The organism is Nocardia yunnanensis (assembly GCF_003626895.1).
Classification (GTDB): domain Bacteria; phylum Actinomycetota; class Actinomycetes; order Mycobacteriales; family Mycobacteriaceae; genus Nocardia; species Nocardia yunnanensis.
In genome coordinates, this window is sequence record NZ_CP032568.1 from 5,630,052 (window position 1) to 5,654,406 (window position 24,355).

General features: G+C 66.5%; 24 protein-coding genes. 18 read left to right on the forward strand and 6 right to left on the reverse strand.

What is annotated here, in order from left to right; all coding sequences use genetic code 11:
- Nucleotide 1 precedes the first annotated feature (1 nt).
- On the forward strand, nucleotides 2-2,062 hold the full coding sequence (locus D7D52_RS26525; protein ID WP_246024067.1) for an MMPL family transporter: 2,061 nt from the start codon (nucleotides 2-4) through the stop codon (nucleotides 2,060-2,062).
- 65 nt (nucleotides 2,063-2,127) lie between these two features.
- Here the strand turns inward: D7D52_RS26525 and D7D52_RS26530 are convergent, their stop codons facing one another.
- Nucleotides 2,128-2,850: an alpha/beta fold hydrolase gene (locus tag D7D52_RS26530; protein ID WP_187703042.1), complete on the reverse strand. Its 723-nt coding sequence runs from the start codon at nucleotides 2,848-2,850 to the stop codon at nucleotides 2,128-2,130.
- A gap of 89 nt (nucleotides 2,851-2,939) precedes the next feature.
- On the opposite strand from D7D52_RS26530, the gene D7D52_RS26535 reads away from it, so the two are divergent.
- Nucleotides 2,940-3,527 (forward strand): TetR/AcrR family transcriptional regulator, encoded by a 588-nt coding sequence (locus tag D7D52_RS26535; RefSeq protein ID WP_120740620.1) that lies wholly within the window; start codon nucleotides 2,940-2,942, stop codon nucleotides 3,525-3,527.
- Between the two features lie 505 nt (nucleotides 3,528-4,032).
- On the opposite strand, the gene D7D52_RS26540 is transcribed toward D7D52_RS26535, so the two are convergent.
- Nucleotides 4,033-4,284, reverse strand: a complete 252-nt coding sequence (locus D7D52_RS26540; RefSeq protein WP_162958562.1) for a hypothetical protein — start codon at nucleotides 4,282-4,284, stop codon at nucleotides 4,033-4,035.
- 592 nt (nucleotides 4,285-4,876) lie between these two features.
- Here D7D52_RS26540 and D7D52_RS26545 point away from each other — a divergent pair.
- Nucleotides 4,877-6,202 (forward strand): ABC1 kinase family protein, encoded by a 1,326-nt coding sequence (locus D7D52_RS26545; protein ID WP_120744483.1) that lies wholly within the window; start codon nucleotides 4,877-4,879, stop codon nucleotides 6,200-6,202.
- Nucleotides 6,203-6,311: 109 nt separating this feature from the next.
- On the opposite strand, the gene D7D52_RS26550 is transcribed toward D7D52_RS26545, so the two are convergent.
- From D7D52_RS26550 to D7D52_RS26570, 4 genes are all read right to left on the reverse strand, one after another.
- The gene (locus tag D7D52_RS26550; RefSeq protein WP_120740625.1) at nucleotides 6,312-7,256 is read right to left on the reverse strand and encodes a hypothetical protein; all 945 of its coding nucleotides are present in this window, start codon (nucleotides 7,254-7,256) and stop codon (nucleotides 6,312-6,314) included.
- A gap of 4 nt (nucleotides 7,257-7,260) precedes the next feature.
- Nucleotides 7,261-7,476: a hypothetical protein gene (locus tag D7D52_RS26555; protein WP_120740627.1), complete on the reverse strand. Its 216-nt coding sequence runs from the start codon at nucleotides 7,474-7,476 to the stop codon at nucleotides 7,261-7,263.
- A gap of 36 nt (nucleotides 7,477-7,512) precedes the next feature.
- The gene (locus D7D52_RS26560; protein WP_120740629.1) at nucleotides 7,513-8,082 is read right to left on the reverse strand and encodes a hypothetical protein; all 570 of its coding nucleotides are present in this window, start codon (nucleotides 8,080-8,082) and stop codon (nucleotides 7,513-7,515) included.
- Nucleotides 8,083-8,311: 229 nt separating this feature from the next.
- The gene (locus D7D52_RS26570; RefSeq protein WP_120740633.1) at nucleotides 8,312-9,130 is read right to left on the reverse strand and encodes a methyltransferase domain-containing protein; all 819 of its coding nucleotides are present in this window, start codon (nucleotides 9,128-9,130) and stop codon (nucleotides 8,312-8,314) included.
- Nucleotides 9,131-9,298: 168 nt separating this feature from the next.
- Here D7D52_RS26570 and D7D52_RS26575 point away from each other — a divergent pair, with 168 nt between their 5' ends.
- The 15 genes from D7D52_RS26575 to D7D52_RS26645 all read left to right on the forward strand — a co-directional run bounded on the left by D7D52_RS26575 (nucleotide 9,299) and on the right by D7D52_RS26645 (nucleotide 24,346).
- The gene (locus D7D52_RS26575; RefSeq protein WP_120740635.1) at nucleotides 9,299-9,931 is read left to right on the forward strand and encodes a TetR/AcrR family transcriptional regulator; all 633 of its coding nucleotides are present in this window, start codon (nucleotides 9,299-9,301) and stop codon (nucleotides 9,929-9,931) included.
- Between the two features lie 188 nt (nucleotides 9,932-10,119).
- A complete protein-coding gene (locus D7D52_RS26580) occupies nucleotides 10,120-10,977 on the forward strand; it encodes an SDR family NAD(P)-dependent oxidoreductase (protein WP_120740637.1) in 858 nt (285 codons plus the stop codon).
- Nucleotides 10,974-11,837 carry an SDR family NAD(P)-dependent oxidoreductase gene (locus D7D52_RS26585; protein ID WP_120740639.1) on the forward strand — a complete coding sequence of 288 codons (864 nt, stop codon included), beginning with the start codon at nucleotides 10,974-10,976 and terminating at the stop codon, nucleotides 11,835-11,837. The genes D7D52_RS26580 and D7D52_RS26585 overlap by 4 nt, the downstream gene beginning before the upstream one ends.
- A gap of 11 nt (nucleotides 11,838-11,848) precedes the next feature.
- A complete protein-coding gene (locus D7D52_RS26590; protein WP_120740641.1) occupies nucleotides 11,849-13,375 on the forward strand; it encodes a flavin-containing monooxygenase in 1,527 nt (508 codons plus the stop codon).
- Nucleotides 13,372-14,898: a flavin-containing monooxygenase gene (locus D7D52_RS26595; RefSeq protein WP_120740643.1), complete on the forward strand. Its 1,527-nt coding sequence runs from the start codon at nucleotides 13,372-13,374 to the stop codon at nucleotides 14,896-14,898. The genes D7D52_RS26590 and D7D52_RS26595 overlap by 4 nt, the downstream gene beginning before the upstream one ends.
- Complete coding sequence (locus D7D52_RS26600) at nucleotides 14,895-15,950, forward strand: alpha/beta hydrolase (protein ID WP_120740645.1); 1,056 nt, start codon at nucleotides 14,895-14,897, stop codon at nucleotides 15,948-15,950. Before D7D52_RS26595 ends, D7D52_RS26600 begins: the two co-directional genes overlap by 4 nt.
- 38 nt (nucleotides 15,951-15,988) lie before the next feature.
- Nucleotides 15,989-16,270 carry a hypothetical protein gene (locus D7D52_RS26605; RefSeq protein WP_120740647.1) on the forward strand — a complete coding sequence of 94 codons (282 nt, stop codon included), beginning with the start codon at nucleotides 15,989-15,991 and terminating at the stop codon, nucleotides 16,268-16,270.
- Nucleotides 16,271-16,395: 125 nt separating this feature from the next.
- Nucleotides 16,396-17,271 (forward strand): MlaE family ABC transporter permease, encoded by an 876-nt coding sequence (locus D7D52_RS26610; protein ID WP_425464568.1) that lies wholly within the window; start codon nucleotides 16,396-16,398, stop codon nucleotides 17,269-17,271.
- Entirely contained in the window at nucleotides 17,271-18,134 is an 864-nt protein-coding gene (locus D7D52_RS26615; protein ID WP_120740649.1) for an ABC transporter permease, read from the forward strand. Before D7D52_RS26610 ends, D7D52_RS26615 begins: the two co-directional genes overlap by 1 nt.
- A 70-nt stretch (nucleotides 18,135-18,204) precedes the next feature.
- Entirely contained in the window at nucleotides 18,205-19,182 is a 978-nt protein-coding gene (locus D7D52_RS26620; protein WP_162958563.1) for an MlaD family protein, read from the forward strand.
- Nucleotides 19,182-20,198 carry an MlaD family protein gene (locus D7D52_RS26625; protein ID WP_120740653.1) on the forward strand — a complete coding sequence of 339 codons (1,017 nt, stop codon included), beginning with the start codon at nucleotides 19,182-19,184 and terminating at the stop codon, nucleotides 20,196-20,198. Before D7D52_RS26620 ends, D7D52_RS26625 begins: the two co-directional genes overlap by 1 nt.
- On the forward strand, nucleotides 20,186-21,211 hold the full coding sequence (locus D7D52_RS26630) for an MlaD family protein (protein WP_246023304.1): 1,026 nt from the start codon (nucleotides 20,186-20,188) through the stop codon (nucleotides 21,209-21,211). Before D7D52_RS26625 ends, D7D52_RS26630 begins: the two co-directional genes overlap by 13 nt.
- Nucleotides 21,211-22,311, forward strand: a complete 1,101-nt coding sequence (locus D7D52_RS26635; protein ID WP_120744485.1) for an MlaD family protein — start codon at nucleotides 21,211-21,213, stop codon at nucleotides 22,309-22,311. The genes D7D52_RS26630 and D7D52_RS26635 overlap by 1 nt, the downstream gene beginning before the upstream one ends.
- Nucleotides 22,308-23,381 (forward strand): MlaD family protein, encoded by a 1,074-nt coding sequence (locus D7D52_RS26640; RefSeq protein WP_246023305.1) that lies wholly within the window; start codon nucleotides 22,308-22,310, stop codon nucleotides 23,379-23,381. The genes D7D52_RS26635 and D7D52_RS26640 overlap by 4 nt, the downstream gene beginning before the upstream one ends.
- On the forward strand, nucleotides 23,378-24,346 hold the full coding sequence (locus D7D52_RS26645; RefSeq protein ID WP_120740655.1) for an MlaD family protein: 969 nt from the start codon (nucleotides 23,378-23,380) through the stop codon (nucleotides 24,344-24,346). Before D7D52_RS26640 ends, D7D52_RS26645 begins: the two co-directional genes overlap by 4 nt.
- Nucleotides 24,347-24,355 lie beyond the last annotated feature (9 nt).

A 24,355-nucleotide genomic window follows, 5' to 3' on the forward strand; every position in this document is an offset into this window, starting at 1 on the left:
AATGCTTGCTGTACTGGCGATTCTGCGGCCCCGCCAGGTCGCTGCCGCCGCGCTGCTGCTCGCGCTGTGCGGAGCGGTCAGCGCGTTGCTGGTGGCGCCGAAGTTGACCGCCTCGCTCGCCGACTACGACGATCCCGCCTCCGAATTCGCCGCCGCGATGGCCGATTACACCGCCCGCACCGGCATCGATCCAGAGCAAGGACTCCAAGTCCTCGTCTCTTGCACGCCCACCGGAGATCAACTCTGCCCCGAGGTCGGTGCGGCTCGCACCGCTTTGCAAAGCAGCGAGCACGTGGTGCGGGTCCTGGATTTCGAAACCGCCCACGATTCGCGGATGCTGTCCATGGATCGAACCCGCGCATACCTGCAGGTCGCCCTGGATCCAGCGAGCGGCGGCGACAAAGATCTGCTCGACAAGGTGCGCAACCGGCTCGGCGAACAACCTGGCCTGCGCGATCGGGTACTCGTGGGTGGGCCGACCGTGGCCAATCACGACACCGCCGAAATCTCCACCGCGGACCTCTTCATCGCCGAAATGGTCGCCTTCCCGTTACTGGTGCTGGCCCTGTTTTTCGTATTCCGGGGCGCGGTCGCCGCCGCCGTGCCTCTGGTCGGGGCGGGCTTCAGCATCGCGACCACCTTTCTCGTGCTGCTCGCCTTCCAGCAGGCGCTGCAATTGTCCACGTTCGCATTGAATTTGATGACCGCGCTCGGGACCGGGTTGGCGATCGACTTCAGCCTGTTGATCGTGTCGCGGTTCCGCGAGGAACGGCGCGACGCGAACATGCCGGCCGCGGTCGCCGCCGCCATGCTCAGCGCCGGGCGCACCGTACTTTTCAGCGGACTCACCGTCATGTCGGCCCTCGCCACACTCTGCCTTTTCCCGCAGCGATTCCTCTATTCGATGGGCTTGGCGGGCATCGCGCTCACCGCCGCCTGCCTACTGTTCGCGCTCCTCGTGCTGCCGGCCGTGCTTATGCTGCTCGGCGATCGGATCGAGGCGCTCGGCGGGCGGCGCGAACCGATGTCCGCGGCGTCCCGATGGATTCGGTGGAGCGGCTACGTCGGGCGACGACCGGTCCCCATCGTGGCGATCGGCCTGATGCTGCTGCTCCTGCTAGCCGCTCCGGCTCTCGGGGCACGGCTGCAGGGCTACGACACCGATGTGCTGCCTGCGAATTCCGATGCGCACCGGGTCACCTCGGCCTTGCGCGCGGACTTCGAACACGCCGATACCGCGCTGACCGTCGTTCTCGGCCCCAGCGAATCCGCGGACCACGCCGAGCGGCTGCTGGTGTCGCAACCGGGCATTGTGCGGGTCGATCCGCCGACGGTGTTGGCCGACGGTTCGAGTCTGCTCAATGCGACCATCGACGCGTCCTCCACCTCGCCGCGTGCCCGCGAGATCCTGGCCTCGGTACGCGCGGCCTTCCCCGATGCGGCGGTACTCGGTGAGGTCGCTCGGTTCGATTCACTGCTGCACAGCCTCGGTACCCGATTGCCCTACGTGGCACTGCTGCTCATCGTGGTGAGTGGATTGTTCCTGGGGGTGCTCACTCGATCGGTGGTGATCCCGATCAAGAACGCGCTCATCAGCGCGCTCACGCTGTGCGCGACGCTCGGGGTACTCGTTCTGGTCTTCCAACACACCCCGATGGGCGGGCTGCCCAGCCTCGAGGTGAGTTCGCTGGTAATCGTCGGGGTGCTGGCCTACGGACTCTCCACCGACTACGCCTCATTTCTGTTCCACCGAATGACCGAGGCCAGGCAATTGGGTGCATCGTCGAAAGAGGCTGTCGCCCAAGGGCTTGCGCGCACCGGTCCGCTCGTGACAGCGGCGGCGCTGCTGTTGCTCATCCCCTTGGGCGCGCTCGTCACCTCCCGGCTCGCACCGGTCCAGATGCTCGGATTCGGCGCCGCGTTCGCGATCTTGCTCGACGCGACACTGGTGCGAGTACTGCTGGTGCCGTCGTTGATGAATCTGCTGGGCGGCTACAACTGGTGGCCGTCAGCGCTGGCGGCCGGACTTCAGAGGGAACCAGCTGATCACGTCGCTCACTGACAACAGAATTCGACGGTTCAGTGGGGAAGGGCGGGACGGAATCTCCTGCAGGGGATCCCGTCTCGTCACCCTGCAAGGGCCGGGGACGCGGCCGCAGCGGCCGCGTCCAGGACCATGCGGGAGAAATCCTCCGGACGAGCCAGCGGGAGATAGTGCCCGGCGCGCGGAACCACGAGCAACCGGCCGTGTGAGCATGCCTCGGCGAATCGCCGCTCGTGCAACCGCAAATGATCGTGTGCGCCGTTGACCAGCCAGACCGGACCGGGATACGCGGAAAGTCCACTGAGCACATGGAATTTCGCCAATGCACGAACCACATCGGGAATCGCCTCGGTGGCGATTCCGCCGTTCTTGACCGCGCGGGCCACGGATTCGGGTAATGACGCGTCGAATATCCGTCCGCTGACCCGTTCGCCGCCGTCGGGTTGCGCCGACAGGATGCGATGCATGAGCGAGAACGGCGACATCAGAACTCGATTGGGCACGGCGGTCGATCCGGCGACTACCAGCCCCGCAACCCGCTCGGGTGCCCTCGCCGCCGCGGCGATGCTCACATACCCACCGAGCGAATGCCCGACGACCAGCGCGCGCCCACCCAGCTGATCGACGGCCTCGAGTACCGTCTCGGCCGCTGCGGGCAACGTGAACCGCTCGTCACGCCGCTGTCCGTGTCCGGGTAGATCGATGGCGAGAATCGGGCGGCGGCCCATATGCTCCGCGACGACCGTCCAGGCGGCGCCGCTGAGTCGAATGCCGTGCACGAAAACGATGGGTAGAAGATCCGACATCACGTCCTCCTCGATGCAACACAACGTTGCGTTGCAAACGCTAACCGACCTGCATACTGCACCGCAACGTAGCGTTGTATTCTGCCGATATGGAAGCCCCTGTGACTCGGACCGGCACCGGTCCCAGGAGGGCGGACGCGATCTACGCCGCAACCCTGGAACTGCTTGCCGCACACGGATATGACGGCCTGACCATGGAAGCGGTAGCCCAGCGATCCGGCGTGAACAAGACCACGCTGTATCGCTGGTGGCCGTCCAAAGACGCCCTGTTCGCTGCGGCGCTCACCACCGCCGACATCCTCGCCATCACCATCCCCGACACCGGAACCCTGCGCGGTGATCTACTGGCCCTGGCCACCGACATCGCTCGCCTGCTGACGGCCGAAGCCACCGCGCCCATTGTGACCGCGGTCCTCGCCGCCGCCCCGACCCGGCCACAACTCGCGGCGACCGGACGCGCCTTCTTCGCCGAACGCCTCGCCCGGGAGCAATCGGTCTTCACCCGGGCCGTCGAACGCGGCGAACTCTCGGCTTCCGCCTCCGCGTCGGCGATTATGGACATGCTGGCCGGCGCCCTGTGGTTCCGGCTGATGCTGCGAGCCGAACCCCTCACCGCCGCCTATGTCGAGACCAGCGTCGGCATCATTCTCGATGGAGTCGGGTCGCAAGGCCACTGACCGGTGTCGACAGCCGCCTGTCGGGAACGAAGTTCGGCCAGGTCTGGTCCCTTAGCCGGACAAGCGGAGCGGGCCACCTGGAGATGATCCGCGTCAAATATTGAGCCGTCGAAGCGGATTCGAGACGAACGGTGGCGGGATCTGGAGATTCTGGCCGACGGCCGACTTACTTGACCTGCCTGTTGCGCGGCTGGTCAGCTGGCTATCCTGCTCTATAGGTGCTTTGAGCTGGGGTGCTAGCTGTCAGCAACCCCCGATGAAACGAACCTGCGACCGGCGACCTGGGGTTTCTCTGTTTCGGTGGTTGGGTACTTGGTGTGGGTACCCGGCCTGACCTGGGTAAAGGTCAAGCCTGGTGAGCGCCCCCGGCAGGAATCGATATAGATGGGAACAGTACCGACCAGCATCTTCTTGCTGGCCAACTGGTCATCGAAGCCGATTTCGCCCTGAGCAGTCGGCGCTAGGGGGCCTCGGTAGTGGTCTCCGGGCGGAGAGTGTCCCGCACTCAGGTTCCGGGTGGCTGTTGTTGTCGGGATGCCTGCCATTTGGTGACCTCCCACAGCACCTCCGCCTGGCGTCGTGCCAGCGCTTCTCCCTCGGCGCCTTCGGCGATCACGATCTCGAACTCTGCGGTCGGCGGTTCCTGCCGGTTGCTCCTGCGGCGTGGAGGATCCTTGGGTTCGTCATTGTCGGCCATTTCGTAGGTATGCCCACCGAGCATGATCAACGCACTGACTTGCCGAATGCCGAGGGGCACAAGAAGCAGGACAAACCAGGGGCGAAACTCCTCCAGGATGTGCCGCTCGGCGACGAAATTCGCCGTTGCTGGCGATTACGACGTTGGGGCGAGCGTGGGTGCTGGTCGGTGCCCGGATGTCCTCGCATGCCGCTGACCGCGCTGATCGAATCGGCCGAGCGGTGGGCGGAGGAAGGCCGACTAGTGGTTGCGATTTGGGCCGACTGCGGCACGTTGAGCGTTCGTCGGCGCAACAGCGCGCTCATCTGGTCGATCAGGGTCGAAACGACTTGATTGAGGTCTCCCTCGTGGACCGGCCCGCACCCGCCGCCCTCCTCACCCGCCTGCTCAGGGTTCTGGTCGCGGAGATCGATCCGGGTTAGCGTCGGACATCGCCCGCTGCCACGGGGGTTGATCGGCGTCGATGGTTCAGCGGCGAATCGAGTGGTCGCGAGGACGTTAGGGTTGTGTGCGTGAGGGTGACCGAGCATTCGAGGTGGAGTCGCGTGGCCGGGGTGGGGCTCGCGGCGGGCGGGCGTGCCCGGTGAGCCGAAAGGATCGCGGAGACAGTTCGCTCGGGCGGATTCCCGCCGGGCAGGTGGTGCGCGGGCGGATGCTGGGCAAGGTCGTCGCGACGCAGGCATTGCGGGCCGCGGGTGGGCGGTTGTCGGTGATCGGGCGGTCGCAGCGGGCCAAGGAGATGCTCAACGAGCGGTTGGCGGTGTCGGCGCTGGATCAGCTGGTGGTGGTGCTCGGGGGGATGAAGGGCGCGGCCATGAAGGTGGGGCAGACGCTGTCGATGCTGGAATTGGAGATGCTGCCCCCGGTACAGCGCGAGCGGGTGCGGACGCGGTTGGCGAGCTTGCGCGACAGTGCGCCGCAGCTGCCGTTCGATGCGATTCGTGCGGTGGTCGAGGCGGATCTGGGACCGCTGGGCGGGGTGTTCGCCGAGTTCGGGGAGCATCCGATCGCGTCGGCGTCGATCGGGCAGGTGCATCGGGCACGGCTGCTCGACGGCAGGGATGTCGCGGTGAAAGTGCAGTATCCCGGGATCGATCGCGCGGTGAAGTCCGATCTGCGGATGATGGCGATGTTCGCCAAGGCGCTGAGCGTCCAGCTTCCGGCCTTCGCGCACAGTGCGATCATCGATGAGGTGCAGCTGGGGGTGGAGAACGAACTGGACTACCTCGCCGAGGCCCGGGTGCAGCATCGGCTGGCGCGACGTTTTCGCGGGCACCCGTTTGTGACCGTGCCGGACGCGATCGTCGAGCATTCATCGACGCGGGTACTGGTCAGTGAGTTCTTCGAGGGCGTGCCGTTCGAGCGGATGCGCGAGCTGCCCGATGCGGAGCGCGACCGGATCGGTGAGCTGATCTACCGCTTCTATGTCGGATCGATGTTCCGCGACAACGAGTTCTGCGGTGATCCGCATCCGGGCAATGTGCTGCTCGGACGCGATGGGCGGGTCGGTTTCGTCGACTTCGGGCTGTACAAGAAGATGCGGCCGAGCCACGTCGAATGGGAACGGCAATCGCTGCGTGCGGCGGCGGAGGGCCGGGCCGAGGATCTGCGGGCTCTGTTCGTCGATTACGGGATCCTCACACCCGATTCGGGGTTGTCGGCCCTGGACTGTCTCGACTATGTCGATACCGCCGCGCAACTGTGCCTGGTCGATGAAAAGATCACGGTCACACCGGAATTGGCGACAGCGGCGATGGTCGCCACCTTCGATCCGCGGGGCGCGAGCCCGGGGGCGAAGACAATCGATCACTGGCCGGCCGATCACGTGTTCTCCCGCCGGGCCGATTTCATGACCATGGGTGTGCTGGGCCAGTTGCGCGCCACGGCCAATTGGCATCGCATCGCCCGCGAATGGCTGTACGGTGAGCCGCCGGTGACAGCGGTGGGGAAGGTCATCGCCACGTGGGATCGAGGGTGAACGGCTCCGCCCACCTGCGCTTGGGCGGTTGCGCAGTTTCGGTCGGGCGGAGCCGTTCGTGCCGGTCAACGCATCACGAGGGGTAAGTCCGGATGCGAATGACCGGGGTTCAGGGGGTCTTCGGTCGGGCATCGCCGAGGCGCTGCGCGGCGGCCCGGCGGCGTTCGCCGATGGCGGCCTGTTCCACTGCGCGCCAAGATGATTCGGCATCGAGTTGATGAGTGGCGGCGATGCGGTCCAGGGTGTCGGCGGTCAGGTGCTGGGTGAGATCCAGGAGTTCGGGCACCGCGTCGTTGGTGATCGCGGCATCGAGCACGCGCGCGATCGAGTCGGCGTCGCCGGAGAAGAGCAGATTGCTCAATGGCGCGGCGAGGTCGTGGTCGATGCGGGCGAGCGTCGAGAGCGCGGCGACGATGGCCTCGGGTGATCCCGCGGCCGCACTCGTGATCATGCGTTCGCGCCGAGCGGGCCGCACCGTGCGCAGGATCTCGCTGAGCCGCTGTGCCGAAACCAGCAGTGCCGCTGTGCGAATCAGTCCCTCGTCATCGTCGAGGCCGAGGTCGAATGCGCGGACCAGCTCCTCGGGCGCTTGTTCGACGAAGCGGGAAGCCGTCAAATAGTCCCCGCGGCGCAGTAGTTCCTCGGCGACGGGGATGAGCAGTTCGGCAGGGATCTTGGGTGCGAACACCGGGATGACGCGAGGGTCGAGATAGGGCGCGGCATCGGCGAGATAGCTCGGCGACATCCCGCCCAGTATCCCCGTGGCACGATCGGGATGGTCCATGCCGATCGCGCCGCCACCCAGTCCCGCGACCCGAGGCGGGATGGCCTTCTGCGCGACGGTGATCGCCAGCGCGTTGGGGGTGATCGGCGCGAGCTTGCTGACCCGCGCGAAAGTCGGTGCGAGAGTGTCGAACAACTCCTCGGAGATCCGTTCGCGCAGCCGCATCACCGGTACCGCACCCAGGCGTTCCAGGCCCGCCAGCTCGGTGGGATCGACCTCGAGCAGCATGGCCAGGATGGCGACCTGGGCGCGTGTCACCACATCGGTCATGCCGTCACCGCCCGAACAGGATCTTGCGGGCGGGAATGCGCACCAGCCGGGGGAGCGCCTCGAGCCCGCTGTCGATCGCCGCGTCGAGGTTGCGCTGCTGGGTCAGCTTGGCGCGCCGCAGCAGCGTCAGCAGTTGCTCCGATTCGGCGGGTGTGAGCAGGTTCAGCACGTCCTGTGGCTCGGCCAGTTCGGCTTGGAGCGGATGTGGACTCGGGGTCATCGTCAGTTCTCTCTCGTGCTCTGGTGGTACGGCGGCTCACTTGAGCGGCAGTGCGCCGTCCATGCCGCCGACGTCGGTGATCTTCCAGTCGGCGTTGCGATCCACGGTCACGTTGTAGGTGACCGTGGTCTGCGCCCCGTCCGGGTTCTGGGCGTTGGTGGAGGTGACGTTGACGAAGACATTCACCTTGTAGACGCCCCCGGACTCCGACATCACCTTGGCGGTGATCGGGGTCGCGGTGGAGGTCCATTTCAGCGGCGTGAGGATGTCCTGCAGCTTGGGCGCGGTGGTGTCGAACTTGGCGGCCAACGCGGGACTGGTATTCGCCTTGAGCTTGCCGACCCAGGCGTTGAAGTCGGCGAAGTTCACCGTCGCGGCACCGACCGCGTAATCGCCGGCGACCTGTTCGGCGTGGGTATTCGCCTTGGCGGTGGAGTCCCGGTCCGAGAGCTCGCCCCGCGCGGCGATGAGGAAGCCCACGGCGGTGACAAGGGCTATGACGAGCACCGCCACGGCCGCAGACCACACCATGGTGGACAGCGGGATCGCCACCGAGCGAGCGGTCCTGCTCGTGCTCGCGGGTGCTGAATCCTGTTCGTTCGTCATCGGGATTCTCCTGGAAAGTTGTTGTCGGACAACTGTATTCAGTTACTCGAGCGCGCGACGCCGACCTCGTGCGGTAACGGATCGTTGCGCACGGTCATCCGGATTGGAGTGCCTGTGGCGACCGGTTCGAACTCGAACTCGACGGGGCGATTGTCCATCGGCAGGCCGCTCACCAGTCGGTATGTGACGCGTGTCGGCGCGGCGATGGCGCGCCCGGCGGTCGCTCGAATCATGGTGTTGCCCTGTGCGGTTTGGTGGCGGTGACGGTTTGGGCGATTCCCGCCTCGACCTGGTCGATCTCGGTGAATCCGCACTCGCGCAGGCACCCGGTGATGTCGTCGCGGCCGAACATGCGCACGCTCGACAGCTTTTCCATGGTGGTGACGTGCGCCCGGCCGCGCTGCCCACCCGGTCCGAGGCTGGTCAGAATCACGATGCGCCCGCCCGGCTTCAGCACTCGCCACATTTCGCCGATGGCCTGGAACGGTTCGTTGATCAGATACAGGGCGGCCAGGCAGCTGACCGCGTCGGCGACCTCGTCCGCGAACGGCAGTTGTTCGGCGTCGCCGTGCAGGTAGGCGACCGACGGGCCGGAATTGTCGGCGACGGCCCTGGCCAGCATCGTGCGTGAGGCGTCCACCCCGACGGCCAGCCCGTCCGGGCCGACCCGGGTGCCGAACCAACCGGTGAAATTGCCCGGCCCGCAGGCGATATCCAACACCGTCGCACCGGGACGCAGTCCGAGCCGGGCCGCCGTGCGAGCGCGGTCGGCGTCGCGGCCGGGCGCCTCGAGGAGGCTGGCCAGGCGCAACCCGACCGGCCGCCCCAACTGGTAGACACCGGCGTAGAAGCGGGTTCGCATGAGTCGCTGCCCGAAGCCCTGCGCGGCCGGAGGAGCCGCGCCGAGGACATCGAGATACCCGTCGACTTCGGCGGGAGACTGCCTGCAGCGTGCCGGGTCCAGCAACGCGCTGGCACGCCGGAGGGCCGGGAGTGTGTCTGCGGGATCGTCGGCGCGGTGATCCGCGAGCGTCGAGCCGTCGGTCATCGGAACCTCGCATCGTCGTCGATGTCGCCCGCATAGGGATGGCGATAGTTTTCGAATAGTAATACTATTCGGAATGTAGAGACAAGAGCATCGAGATGGCAGCGGTATGTGAGCCGCTGGACGCGAATAGAATCACCGGGGGAACCAGTACGAACGAAGGGACGGACGATGCCAGGCGAGCGCCGGCGGATGACCCGCGCGGAATCGCAGCAGCGCACGCGCGAAGAGGTGCTCGACGCGGCGGAGGAGCTGTTCCTCGAATTCGGATTCCACGGCACCACGGTGGCCAAGATCGCCGCCGCCGCGGGGCGGACCCAGGGCGCGATCTACGCCAACTTCTCCAGCAAGGAGAACCTCTGCGCCGACGTGCTGTTGCGCTGCTACATGCGGACTTTCGCGGAATTGATCGCGAAGATGGCCGAGTCCAGCGGGCCGCTCGAGGCGCAGATGGGATCACTCGCCGTCTGGTTCAAGCGGCTGGTGTCCGAGGAGAGCCTGGTCGCGCTGGCGGCCGAGTATGCCCTCGCGATCCACAAGAATCCCGAACAGCTCGCGGTGTCGGGCGGGCATATCGATATGGGCCGGAACATGCTCGGCGCGATGCTGGCCTCCATGCTGCCGTTCGGTGTCGATCAGGCATCCAGGGATGTCGCCGTGAACGCGATTCTCGCCACCGGCACGGGCCTGGCGCTGGGGCGGACACTCGGGGTGATCGATGACGATCAGCTGGTCGACCTGCTGATTCACACTGTCCGGTTGTGGGCGGCCGACCTTGGGCGAGGTACGGCCGTCCAGGGTTGAGCCGCGCGTCCGCCCGTGCCCGCTGATCTGGGTCGAACCCGGTCAGCGGGCTTCTTTTTGGTCAGTTTGGGATTGCAATGCAATCCAGAAGGTTCTACTATCCGAATTGAGCAAGGCTTGATCGTCCGACAAGGGAGTCGTTCCATGACCGATGCACGTAAACCGACCGTCCTCGGGGGGCGGCGCACATGTCGGTGACAGTGGTGACGGGGGCCGGGAGCGGCATCGGCCGGGCGACCGCGCAGCGATTCGCGCGCAAGGGTTCGACGGTGATCGTGTCCGATATCAACGAACAGACCGGCGCGGAAACGGTCGCCCTCATCGAAAAGGACGGCGGCAGCGCGGTCTTCCGTCGCTTGGATGTGGCGGATCTCGCCGACTGGGAGAACTTCACCGACTGGGTGTGCGCCGAGCACGGCGTGCCGGATGTCGTGGTCAACAATGCCGGGATCTTGATCGGTGGCGGATTCCTGGAGCAGTCCAATGCCGATTGGCGGCGGATGATCCAGATCAACATGATGAGCCCGCTGGTCGGGTCGCGGTTGTTCGTGCAGCGCATGACCGACTCCGGTACGCGTGGGCACATCGTCAATATCTGCTCGGTCGGCGCTTTCATGCCGACGTCGATCGCACCCTCCTACGTGGTGGCGAAGGCCGGTGCCTGGTTCGGTACCCAGGCGCTGCGCGCCGAATTCGGGTCGCAAGGTATCGGCGTCAGCGCGGTCTGCCCCGGGCTGATCCGAACCAGTCTGGCCGCCAATGGAACTCGTGGTGGCGTCAGCGACGATGACAGTTCGGACTGGTCGTCGAAGCTGGCCGCCGGGCACCGCTACATCGGACGCTCCCCGGAACGGGTAGCGGGTGCGATCGAGCGCGCCGTGCGCTGGAACCTGTCTACGGTCCCGGTCGGCACCGAGGCATGGCTCGGCTGGTACCTGTACCGGCTCTCACCCGGCCTGGTGCGCGGCATCTCCGGTGCGGTCTCCATGTCCCTTACCGATTGGGCGGTCGAGCTGTCCGGCAAGATCTTCGGAGGCAAGCGATGAGGACCGTCATCATCACCGGCGCGGGCGCCGGCATCGGGCGGCAGACGGCGAAGCTCTTCGCCGCCAAGGGCGATCGGGTCGTCGTCGCCGATATCGACATCCGTGGCGCGGACGAGACCGTCGCGGAGATCACCGCCGCCGGTGGCACGGCGGTGTCGTTCCCGCTTGATGTGTCCGCCGAAGACGAGTGGACGACCTTCGGCAAATGGGTGCTCTCCGAATTCGGTGCGCCCCACGTGCTGATCAACAACGCGGGTGTCATGGACCTGGGCGGCTTCGTCGAGATGACGGCCGCGCAGTGGCAGCGCGAGATCGACATCGATCTGATGAGCGTGATCTACGGTTCGCGGGTCTTCGCGCAGCAGATGATCGACGCCGGTATCCGCGGTCAGATCGTGAACCTGTCCTCGGTGGCGGCGTACTTCCCGTCGAAGCTCGAACCCGCCTACGGCACCGCGAAGGCCGCGGTGTTGATGGCGTCGCAATCGCTGCGCGTCGAACTGCGCGGCAAGGGAATCGGCGTCACCGCGATCTGCCCGGGCGCTATCCGCACCAACCTCATCGCCAATGGGGCGCGGTCCGGTCTGACCGAGGAACAGCAGGCGGAGTGGCGCGAGCGCGCGGGCGGCATGCAGCGATTCGCCTACACCACGCCGCAGAAGGTGGCCCGGGTGATCGAGCGCGCGACGCGCTGGAACTCGGCGATCGTGCCGGTGGCACCGGAAGCGTGGCTGATGTACGGGCTTTTCCGCTTGTCGCCCAGCTTGACCCGCGAGGTGCTCGCGCGCGCGTCGTTCGATCGCCTCGAATCTCTCATCCCCGCGGCCGAGAAGGTTCTCGCCCGTCTGACGGGCAAATAGGAGGTCCGGCAATGACATTCGCGGAGCAGCCCGAATACGAGGTCGTCGTCATCGGCGCGGGATTCGGCGGCATCAATGCCGGTGTGCAACTACGCAAGGCCGGGATCGAGAACTTCGTCATCCTCGACAAGTGGGACAAGGTCGGCGGCACCTGGAACGCCAACCACTACCCCGGCGTCGCGGTCGACATTCCGTCGTTCCTCTACCAGTTCAGCTATCACCAGAAGGGCGACTGGTCACGGCTTTTCGCCCCCGGCCGCGAAATCCAGGCGTATGCCGAGGAGGTCGTGGACACCTTCGGGCTGCGGCCGAAATTGCGCTTGAGCACCCTGGTGACCGGTGCCCGATTCGACGAGGCGACCGACATCTGGCATGTGAGCACCGAATCCGGTGAGTTCACGGCCCGCTTCGTCATCGCGGGCATCGGCGGTCTGGAGGTGCCCAACCTCCCCGATATCGCGGGAATCGACAGCTTCGCAGGCACCGTCCTGCACACCGCCGACTGGAACCACAGTGTCGACCTGCGCGGCAAACGAGTCGGCGTGATCGGCACCGGAGCCAGTGCACTGCAGCTGATTCCGGAGATCGCCAAGGTCGCCTCGCAGCTGACGGTATTTCAGCGCACGCCGATCTGGGTCGCGCCCAAACCGGATTGGGTGACCGGCAAGGTCACCAAGGCCGTGCTCGGCAACCCGCTGATCCGTCGGCCGCTGCGCGCCGTCGGCATGGTCGGTGTCGAGGCCGGTGTCGGTGCGGGCATGCTGCACGGCCGCCGGATGAAGCCGGTCATCCGGGGCGCGGAGGCAGCGCTGAAACTGTGGATGCGCACCCAGGTCAAGGATCCGGAGACGCTCGCGAAGCTCACCCCGCAGTACCTGCTCGGCTGCAAGCGCCCGTCGATGCACAACGAGTACTTCAAGACCTACAACCTGCCGCACGTCGACCTGGTGACCGATCCGATCGAGAAGATCACCCCCGATGCGGTGGTCACCGGCGACGGCGCGGCGCACGAGATCGATGTGCTGGTGTGCGCCACCGGATTCAAGGTGATGGCCAAGGGCAGCACTCCGCCGTTCCGGACGGTGGGCCGCGACGGGCTGGATTTGAACGAGTTCTGGGAAGCCAATCGCTACCAGGCGTATCAGGGTGTTTCGGCCCCGAAGTTCCCGAACCTGTTCCTGGTCATCGGGCCCTACGCCTACGCGCCCGGCTCCTACCTGGTGTTGATCGAATCGACCGGAGACCACGCGATCCGGGTGATCACCGAGACCAGGCACCGCGGAGCCACCCGGGCCGAGGTCCGTCAGGAACCGCACGACCGCTTCTTCGCCGACATGCAACAGCGTGTCGCGCGGACCCCGCTGGTGACCTCGGCCTGTCACGGCTCGAACACCTACTACCTCAACGGCCATGGCGACGCGGCGGCCTTCCGGCCCACCACCGTCCTGGAGATGCGTTGGGCGAACAAGCATTTCCCGCTGTCGGACTACCGGTTCACCCGGACCGCGGCGCAGTTGAACGGAGCTGAGAGCGCATGAGCACGACACCCGAGTTCGAAGTGGCCGTCATCGGCGCGGGCCCCGGTGGCATCGCGGCGGGCGTGAAGTTGCGCAAGGCCGGGATCGACGACTTCGTCATGCTCGAGCGCGCCGACGATGTCGGCGGCAGCTGGCACGAGAACCATTACCCGGGCATCGGGGTGGACATCCCCACCCTGGCGTATCAGTACTCGTTCGCGCGTAATTCGGAGTGGAGTCGCTTCTTCGCCAAGGGCGCGGAGGTCAAGCAGTACCACGTCGATGTCGCGCGGCAGTACGGCCTGTATCCGCGGATTCGGTTCAACGCCAATGTCGAGCGGGAAGTGTGGGACGACGCGGGCTCCTTCTGGACCCTGCACCTGTCCGATGGCTCGACGGTGACCGCGCGCTTCCTGATCAGCGCGGTGGGCGCGTTCGTCCGGCCGAAGGAAGACGTCGGGATTCCGGGCGCGAAGTCGTTCAAGGGCAAGGTGCAGCGTCCGACCGACTGGGACGACGACTACGACATGAACGGCAAGAGCGTCGGCATCATCGGCACCGGAGCCAGTGCGGTGCAGATCATTCCGGCGATTGCGCCCGAGGTCGGTCACCTCACCGTTTTCCAGCGCACCCCGGTGTGGTCGGTGCCCAAGCCGGACTTCCAGGTGCCGACGGTGATGAAGAAGGTGCTGGCGGCCCCCGGCGTGCAGGCCGGTATTCACGGGGGCGTGCTCGTCGTGGTCGACCTGGTGCTGCGCGGGGCGCTCAAGGCCACCCGTCCGACTCTGGATCGGTTCGACGCCTTCTGCATCCGCAATTACGGCAAGTACGTGGCCCGGGTGGTGCGCGACCCCGAGACCAGCGAGAAACTGACGCCGCGGTTCGGTCTGCTCGCCAAGCGGCCCACCATGTCCAACGGCTACCTCAAGGCGTTCAATCGCGCCAACGTGTCGCTGGTGACCGATCCGATCGAGAAGATCACGCCGACCGGTATCCGCACCCGCGACGGCGTGCACCACAAGCTCGACGTGCTGATCCTGGCCACCGGCTACGAGGTGTTCTCCGATCCGGAGACCTACCGGCCGGGAACCGTGGTGGGCCGCAATGGCTTCGACCTCGCCAAGTTCTTCAACGAGGAGGGCCTGCAGGCGTACGAGAGCGTCTCGGTGCCGGGGCTGCCCAACCGGTGGACGCTGTGCGGGCCGTACTCGTGGACCGGCTCGGGCTGGCACGCGTTCGTGGAGATGACCGCCGACCACGCGATTCGCGCGATCACCGAGACTCGTCGTCGGGATGCGCAGGTCTGCGAGGTCCGCAAGGAAGCCGCCGATGCTTACCACCGCAAGGTCCATGCGCGGGCCGATCTGCTGCGCTACTACCTGGCCGAGCTCAATGGGCACGTGCCGACCTACTACCGGAACTCCCAGGGCGACACCACCTATATCCGCCCGTCGGGCTTCTTCGAAGCCGCGCGCGGCAATCGCAAGTTCCCGCTCGACGACTACCGCTACGACAGCGTGGTCGCACAGGAGGTTTCGGCATGAGCGTCCCGCAGACCGTACCGGTCGCTCCACAGGGCGGGTCGGTGCAGATCGAGCTGGCCAGCCGCGCGAGCCTGACATTGCGTGTGGCACACGCGCTGCTGCGCGCCACCGTGCGGCCCGGCTTGGACAAGATCGCGATCCTCGGCAATCACGGGCCGCTGCGTGGCGCACCCGCTTTTCGCATCGCCAACCTCGCCGAATTGATCGTGCTGCCGTTGCGCGCGCCGCGCGGTACCCTCCGGCGGCCGGTCCGGTATCCGGATTTCCGGGCGGAATGGCTGTGGCACAAGGATATTCCCGGCCCCGAGGACACCGGCCGGGGCGCGATCCTCTACTTCCACGGCGGTGGTTTCGTCGCCGGTGGCCTGCACAGCCATCGGCGGCTGGTCGCGCGGATCGCTCGCGTGGCCGCCCTGCCCGCGCTAGCGGTCGACTACCGGCAGTTGCCCAAGGGGCATATCACCGAATCGGTCGCGGACGCCGTGCACGCCTACCGGAGCCTGCTCGACCAGGGCTTCGCACCGGAGAAGATCGTGTTCGCGGGTGACTCCGCCGGTGGCGGGCTGACTTTCGCCGCGGCGCTGGCCGCGCGGGATCAGGGTCTGCCGGTGCCGGGTGCCATCGCCGCCATCGCGCCGTGGGCGGACTTCGACCCCAGCATCAGGCGTGCGCATCCGAACGATCGGACCGATGCGATGCTCTCGGCTTTCAGTCTGTCGGTCCCGGTGCTGGTCGGGTTCGCCCGTGACGGCGAACTCGACCCGTCCTGGTCACCGGTGAACCACGAATTCACCGGGATGCCACCGGTATTGATTCAGGTCGGCTCGACCGAGGTGCTGCTGCCGGACGCGGAAGCGCTGGCTCGCCGCTGCGCGGCCGCGGGAGTGCCGTGCACGCTGCAGATCTGGGACCGGGCCATCCATGTCTTCCAGGCGGGCGCGGACATCCTGCCGGACGCCCGGGCGGCCATCGCGGAGTTGGGGACTTTCATCGGGTCGGCCGTCGCCGCCGGCCACCGGGGCGACCGCGACGGACGCGCTTCGGCGGCATGAGCGCACTCGACCGTCCATCACCACCGAGGAGTCTTCCCATGGCACAACCCGTATTCCGGCAGCGCGTCACGGCGTGGATGCAGCAGCGTCCCGCCCCGATTCCCCGATTGTGGCAGCTGGTCGACGGCCTGCACTACACCGCCGACGCGGTGATCGGCGTGATCGAGAAGACGCATATGGGGATCCGCGATCACGTCGTGCTCAATGTCGCGGCGCGCGCCGGTGTGCCGGAGTCGTCGATCAAGACATTCCGGTCTCGACACGACCGGGTTTTCGGCGGGCTGTACCGCGGCCTGCGCACCGTGCACTGGTTCGTGTGATCCCGACCAGAGGAGAAACCCGTGTCTACAAGGGCTGATGCCACGTCGCCCGGATACCCTTGCGCGGATCCGGTGAGCCGACCGCCTCGATTCAACCTGTGGACACGGGCTGGGAGGGGACTTCGATGACCAGCTCGTCCGAGACCGAGAAGGCGGGCCGCGCGGGTGGGCCACCGCCTCGATCTCCTTCGCTCAGCGGGGTGCTGCGCGAGAACCTGTCCACCACCATGCTGTCGAGCCTGGAAACACTGGGCCGCCTGGTCGCGCTCGCGGTGGAGTCGGTGCGGGGTGCGTTCGGCGACCTGATCGCGCGCCGGTTCCAGTGGGCCGAGACGATGCGCCAGGCGTGGTATCTGATCACCGTCACCGCGCTGCCCGCGGTGCTCATGGCCGTGCCGTTCGGGGTCGTGGTGTCGGTGCAGGTGGGCAATCTCATCCACCAGCTGGGCGCGGATTCGCTGCTCGGTGCGGCCGGTGGGCTGGGCGTCATTCAGCAGGGCGCGCCCCTAGCGACCGGGTTGCTGCTCGGCGGCGCGGGCACCGCGACCATCGCCGCCGATCTCGGGGCGCGATCGGTGCGCGAGGAGATCGACGCGTTGCGGGTCATGGGCATCAGTCCCGTGCATCGGCTGGTCATCCCGCGCATGGTGGCGATGCTGTTCGTGGCCCCGCTGCTGAACGTGCTGATCGTCTTCGTCGGCGTGCTCTCCGGATACGCGGTGGCGATCGGGGCGCAGGGGGTGACGCCGGGCAGCTACTGGGCCACCTTCGGAGCCTTCGCCACGCTGACCGATGTGGCCATCTCGATGGTGAAGGCCGTGCTGTTCGGATTCATCGTCGTGATCATCGGCTGTCAGCGCGGGCTCGAGGCCAAGGGCGGGCCCCGCGGGGTCGCCGACGGTGTGAACGCCTCGGTGGTGTTGTCGGTGGTCGCCATCACGGTCGTGAATGTTGGTATCACCCAGCTGGTTTCGATGTTCTACCCGACGAAGGTGGCATGATGGCCGCCGCACCGTACCGCCCGGCGGTCGTACGCCGCTTCGAGCGGCTGACCCACATCCGCCACCTGTTCGGCCCGATCGAATCGGTCGGCTTCGCGGCCAGTTTCATCTGGCAGGCGTTCGCCGCCATTCCCCTGACCCTGCATCGGTATCGCGCGCAGACCATGCGGATGATCACCGATATGACCTGGGGTCGCGGCTCGGTCGTGGTCGGCGGCGGCACCGTGCCGGTGCTGGTGATCCTCGGCCTCGGGATCGGTGCGGGCGTGGGCATCCAAGGTCATATGGCGCTGAACCTGGTCGGGCTGGGACCGCTGACCGGCATCGTGTCCGCGTTCGCCAACACCCGGGAGCTGGCCCCCATTGCCGCCGCCGTCGGGTTCGCGGCGCAGGCGGGCTGCCGTATGACCGCCGAGATCGGGTCGATGCGGATCTCCGAGGAGATCGACGCGCTCGAATCGCTCGGCCTGAAATCGGTGCCGTTCGTGGTCACCACCCGGATCATCGCGGGCGCGGTCAGCGCGGTGCCGACCTTTCTGGTCGCGTTGCTGCTGAGCTACTTCGCGTGTTCGGCGGTCGTCTTGATCGTGCACGGGCAGTCGCCGGGGGTGTACGACCACTACTTCTTCCAGTTCGTGAACCTGCACGACATCGTGGCGGCCACGGTCAAGATGCTGGTGTTCACCGTCGCGGTCATCCTGATCCATTGCTACCAAGGATTTTTCGCCACCGGCGGGCCGGAGGGCGTGGGAATCGCCAGCGGCCGGGCCGTGCGCGCCAGCTTCATCGCCATCATCACTCTCGACATGGTGTTGACCATCGTGTTGTGGGGGATCAATTCACCGATCACGTTCTCGGGGTGACTGTTTGCCTGCCTATGGAATGCCGGGGGTACCGACGAGTCGTCGCGGCGCATTACGCGCCGGGGTGCTCGTGCTGGTGTTCCTTCTGGCCGCCGTGTTCGCCTGGCGCGGGTTCGCCACGCATCGTGACGACGGCCTGATGCGAATTCAGTTGCGTACCAGCCATACCGGCGAGGGCATCAACTCCGGGGCCAATGTCCGGCTCAACGGGGTGCAGGTGGGGCGGATCACCGGCGTCGACAGCACGCCGGGCGGCACCCAGCTGATCACGCTGGCCGTGGATCGCTCGCAGCTGTTCGGGCTCAGCGACAGCATGCGGGTCGACTTCGCCCCGGCGAATCTCTTCGGCATCAGCGAGATCGTGCTGGTGCGCGGTCAGGGCGGTACCGCGCTGCATGACGGCTCGATCGTCGACTTGACCGCGGCCGGGCGGGTCAACGACGTCACCATGGGCAGTCTGCTGCGGTCGCTGTCGCAGACCTCGCTCACCGTGCTGACTCCGCAACTGACCGAGGTGCTGAACGAATTCGGTTCGGACATCAAGGCGTTCACGCCGCTGATCGAGGCGATGGTCGGCGTGAGCCGGGCCGTCGCCGATACTCAGCGCTATCCCTCCTCGTTCCTGATCGAGCAGTACGCGTCGTTCTTCCGCGGGGTCGCGAGTTTCAGCGACGGCTTCGTGAAACTGATCAGCGAGATCTACCACATCGATGTGCTGCGCAATGACCGCGCGCGATTCGATATCGGCGTCTCGCTCGTCGCGGATCAGCTGTTTCCCGAACTGAGCCAGCTGTTCCGGACGGCGAACGGTGCGCTGGGCGGCTACTCGAGTTCACTGGCCGTCCTGCTGGGGCAATTGGCGCGCACCGTGCCAGACCCGGATCGTTCCCACGCGGACCTGTCGGAATTGATCGACCGGCTCGATCGCACCTTCCGGCCGACACCGGACGGTCCACAGGTCGGACTCGACATCGTGGTACGCGGCATGCCGGGAATCGCGGTGCCGCTGCTCGGGGGAGCACTTCCCGCGTCGATGGGGGGTCACTGATGTCCACCGCGAAAACCCCACGCGCCGTGGCTTTTCGGCTCGTGCTGTTCACCGCGCTGATCGGTGCGCTGCTGGCGGGGATCGTGCTGGTAATCCAGCGCCCCGTCAGCGGCCGCACCGAGGCCTTCGACGCCATCCTCACCGATGCGAGCGGTCTGCGCCGTAACGACGACGTCCGCATGTTCGGCGTGGCTGTGGGCAAGGTGACCGCCATCGATCTCGACGGCACCCAGGCCAAGGTGCGGTTCACCATGCAGCGGGACCGGCCGCTGTATCAGACGAGCACACTGGCCATCCGATACCAAAACCTCACCGGCCAGCGGTATCTCGATATCAAGCAACCCGACACCGCCGGAGCCCGAGTGCGCTCCGGGACCACCATCGGGGTCGAACACACCGTCCCGTCGTTCGATATCACCTCGCTGTTCAACGGCATGGAGCCGGTGCTGGCGGAATTCTCCCCGGACGCGCTGAACCAATTCATGCGCAACGCGATCGCCGTCATCGAGGGCGACGGCACCAAGGTTGGCACCACCCTCGACGCGATCGGGAAACTGTCGGGTTACGTCACCGACCGGCAGGCGGTGATCTCGGTGCTGCTGCGCAACTTCGAGCGCGTCGCCGAACAGCTGGGTGGCAAGTCTCCGGAGACCGCCACGCTCATCAAGGGCATCTCCGATGTGTTCGTGAACCTGCAGAAACAGTTCGAAGGACTGATGGATTTCGTCGATGTCGCGCCCTCGGTGCTGGGTCCGCTCAACAGCCTGCTCGCCCGGCTCGGATTCACCGAGCCGGAGAACCTCGACCTGCAGAATGCGCTGCGGCAATTGCTGCCCGACCCGCAGGCGTCGGTGGACTTCCTCGACAAGCTGCCCGGGCTGCTGCAGTCGATCATCGCGACCATCCCGGCTCGCGACAACCGCGTCGACACCACCTGTCACAGCGGCGCCGCGGAAGTTCCCGCGCCGCTGGCGGTACTCATCGCCGGGCAAAGGATCTCGCTGTGCAACGGCTGAAATCGGTGGCGGCCCTGCTGCGTAACCTGAACTACGGCACCGACACCGATCGGCGCACCCAGCGACTGCTCGGTGTCGCCGGCCTGGTGGGCGTGGTGATCGTGCTGGCCGCGAGCGCCTTGATCTACCTGCTGCCGATCGGAAAGCACACCTATACGGCGACACTGCCCGACGCCGGGTCGGTCAAGGTCGGCGACGATGTCCGCATCGCCGGGATCTCGGTCGGCGAGGTGAAATCACTGGACCTCACCGACGATGCGGTGCGGATGCGGTTCACGGTGCAGAACGATGTGTTCATCGGCAGCGACACCGCACTCGAGATCCGCATGCTCACCCCGATCGGCGGGCACTACGTGATGGTCTTCCCGAGCGGCAAAGCCGCGCTGGGATCGAAAGAGATTCCGGCGGAACGGGTTCGGCTGCCCTACAACCTCGTGCAGGCCATGCAGGATTCGCAACGGCCGCTCTCCGGAGTGGACGGGAACACGCTGCGCCGCACCTTGACGGATCTCACCGCCTCCCTGCAGCGCAGCCCGGACTCGGTCGCGACATTGAGCGACGCGCTCTCGACCATGGTGGGGTTGCTGAACAAGCAGAGCCAGGATGTCAGCCGGGCCCTCGACATCGCCGACGAGTACCTGGGCGTGCTCAGCGACTCCCGCAAGGTGATCGGCGCGATGCTGTCCAAGATCGGATTGATGGAAACCCAGATCCTGGGCCGTCGGGCCGACGTCACCGAGGCGCTGAACGTCGCCTCCGAACTCCTCGCCCGTATCGCCGCGGTCGAACCCGCCTGGCGCGAACAACTCGAGCCGCTCGCGGACCGAATTCTGGCCGCCCGACCGGATATCGAACAACTCGGGCAGCGGCTCGGTGCGGTCGCCGATCAACTCGCCCAGGCCGCCGAGCGGTTGCGGGCACTTATCACACCGCAGGGTGTCGCGGTGGATCAATCCGATCTGGCGATCACCCCGCGTCCGGTCTGCGTGCCGGTGCCTGGAAAGGGGTGCTGATGCTGCGCCGTCTGTTCGCGTCGCGAGGGCTGGTGTCCCTCCTCGGTGCCCTCGTGGTGGCGACCGTCGTCGCCGTCGCCGCGATCGTAATGTGGCAGCCGATGCAGAAACGCATCGCCTACTGCGCGATCATGCCCGACGCCATCGGGCTCTACGTCGGCAATGACGTGAGCCTGCGCGGCATCAAAGTCGGTGAGGTCACCGGTATCCGCGCCCAGGGCACCGGGATTCGCGTCGACTTCCGCATCGACGCCGACCACCCGCTGCGCGGAGATGTCACGGTCACCACGGTTTCCGACACCATCGTCGCCGACCGCCGACTGGCCGTGAACGGCGGCAAGGGTCCTGATTGGCAGCCCGGAACCTGCATCACCAAGACCGCCACCCCCAAGAGCATCACCCAGACCCTCGATGCGCTCGCCAAACTGGCCGATCAGCTCGACGGCGGTGACGACCCCGCTCAGCACGGCCGGATCAGCGCCGCGGTAGCGGAATTCGACAAGGCCACCGCCGGCACCGGCCCCAAGCTCAACGACATCATCACCCAGCTCGCGGGCGCGCTGCGCTCCCCGGACACCTCGATCGCGCACTTGGGCGCGCTCATCGACACCATGACCTCGTTGTCCAAGAGCGTCGCCGACGGCTGGGGCGATCTGCGGACGATGCTCGCGGGCCTGTCGCCGGTACTGCAACTGGTCAACCAGGTGTGGGGTCAGGTGGTCCAGATCGTGAACTCCATCGTGGTGATCCTGCCGATGTTCAACGACATCACCACCAAGTACGGCGGGCCGATCCTGGAACTGCTGGACAAGACCGTTCCGTTCCTCGATCTGGCCGCCGCGCACGTCGGCAGCCTGCAGCAGTTGATCGACATGATTCCGGTTGCCGCACAGGGCTTTCGGGAGGTGACCGATCCGCAGACGGGGCGGTTGATGGTGTCCTACGCCGCGCCCAGGGTCGCGCTCGCGCAGCCGGATGCCGAACAGGTCTGCGCGGCGGTGAACGCACTGGCTCCGGGGCGGTGCGCCAAGGCCGACGGTGGGCTCGCCTCGGTGGATCTGAGTGCGCTGGTGCTCGGCCTGGCGGGAGGGGTGAAATGAAGCAGCGCAATGGAATTCGGCGCACTTCGGTCGCGTCCGCCATCACGCTGGCGGCGCTGCTGCCGATCGCCGGATGCGGACTCGACGCGTCGAGTCTGTCGATGCCCGGGGCGGGGGTGAACGGACCGACCTACGAACTGCACATCCAGTTCGCGAACGCGCTCAACCTGCCCTCGCACGCCCGGGTGATGGCCAATGGGGCGCAGGTCGGGCAGCTGCGACGGGTCACCGTCACCGATCCGTCCGCAACCGGTCCGGGGTCGGTGGTCGCCGACGTCGACATTCAGCGCTCGGTACCCTTGCCCGCCGCCACGGTCGCGCAATTGCGGCAGGACACCATCCTCGGCGACATCTACATCGGACTCGACATCCCCACCGGTGCAGCCGGTCCCGTCTTGTCGTCCGGCGGCACCATTCCGATCGCCCAGACCAAACCCGCGCTGCAAGTCGAGGACGTGCTGTCCGGGCTGGCGACCTTCGTATCCGGGGGTGCCCTGCACTCGGCGCAGGATGTCGTCAATCGGCTCAATGCGGCGCTACCGGCCGATCCGGCCGACACCGCGCGCATCGCCGACGTGCTGAAGAACGACCTCATCGACGTCGCGGCCAATCAGGACGACATCACCGCCTTCCTGGACTCGATCGGCACCAATACCCAGATGATCCTGGACAACCGGGATCGGCTCGATGAAATCCTCACTCCCCAAGGCGTTGTCGACATCACCGCCATCGCGCAATCCCTCATCCACGTGGTGGGAGTCATCGGCGCGCTGGGCGGGCTGGCCCACTCCCTGGAGTGGATCGCCCCGCTCGCCAGCCAAGGTGACGCGGCGGCCCGGGCATTCGTGCCCATGCTGCTCAATTCGGCACGGCCACTGAATCTTTCGGTTCCCTCGAATCTGAACGCCCTGATCGCCTTCCTGCGCGACAAGCTGATTCCGTGGTCGCAGCGGCCGACGGTGAACATCCTGGGCGTGCACACCGACCCGGCGGCCGCCGGGCCGGTGTCCACCGATGATCAGGTGAACCAGATCGTGGCGGCCCTGCGCATGATCGGAATGGTTCGATGAGACGCCCCAAGCTCAGTTCCGTACTGTCGCTCACCGCCATCGCGGTGGTGGCCGTCGTCTCGATCGCCTATCTGCTGTTCGGCATCGCCAAGGTCGACTGGTTCACCCACCGCACCTCGGCGGTCATGGTGATGCCCGATGCGGCGAATCTGGTGGAACGCTCCCCGATCCTGTTGTCCGGCATGAAGGTCGGCCGGGTGACCTCGGTGCGCAATACCGCCGCTGGTGTCGAGGTGCGTTTCGACATCGACCCGGGTCAGCGCATACCGGCCGACAGCGCGGTGGTGGTCGAGTCCCTCTCCGCGCTCGGGGAGCCCTACATCGATTTCCAGCCCGCCAGCGGCAACGGCCCCTACCTGACCGACGGTCAGCTCATTCACGCCCAGGCCGTCCGCACCCCGAAGTCGATTCCCGAGGTCGCTCGCACGGTTACCGACCTGCTCCAGCAGTTGGACCCCCAAGCCATCGCGTCCCTGATCCAGACGTTTTCGCAGACGCTTGCGGGCACCGAAACGGTGATACCCCAACTCACCCACGCCTCCGATCTGCTCGCGGCTACCTTGATCAGCCGTGCCCCGCAGATCCGCGAACTTCTCACCAACGCCCAGGTCCCCGGTCCCGACGTCGCGGTGGCGGGCGCCCAAATGGCTGACGGCGGAATCCAATTCGGCGAATTCGGCATCAAGGTCCATGATGTCGTGAATTCGCTGCAGCGACTTCTGGACGCACGCCCGGTCCCGGACGCCTACACCAACGGCGACGGCCTGATCCCGTTCCTGCCCAAGGTCACCGACTACATCAATCGCATCGGACCCGACGCACAGCGGCTATATCCGGCGGTCGGGCCCCTGCTCACCCGGGGCGGTGATGCGCTGCAGGGTATCGACCTGTCCGCGCTCATCGCGCAGGCCCTCGCTGCGGTCGGTCCCGACGGCACGGTACGCCTGCAGATCAACGTCAAGTAGGGGGCGATG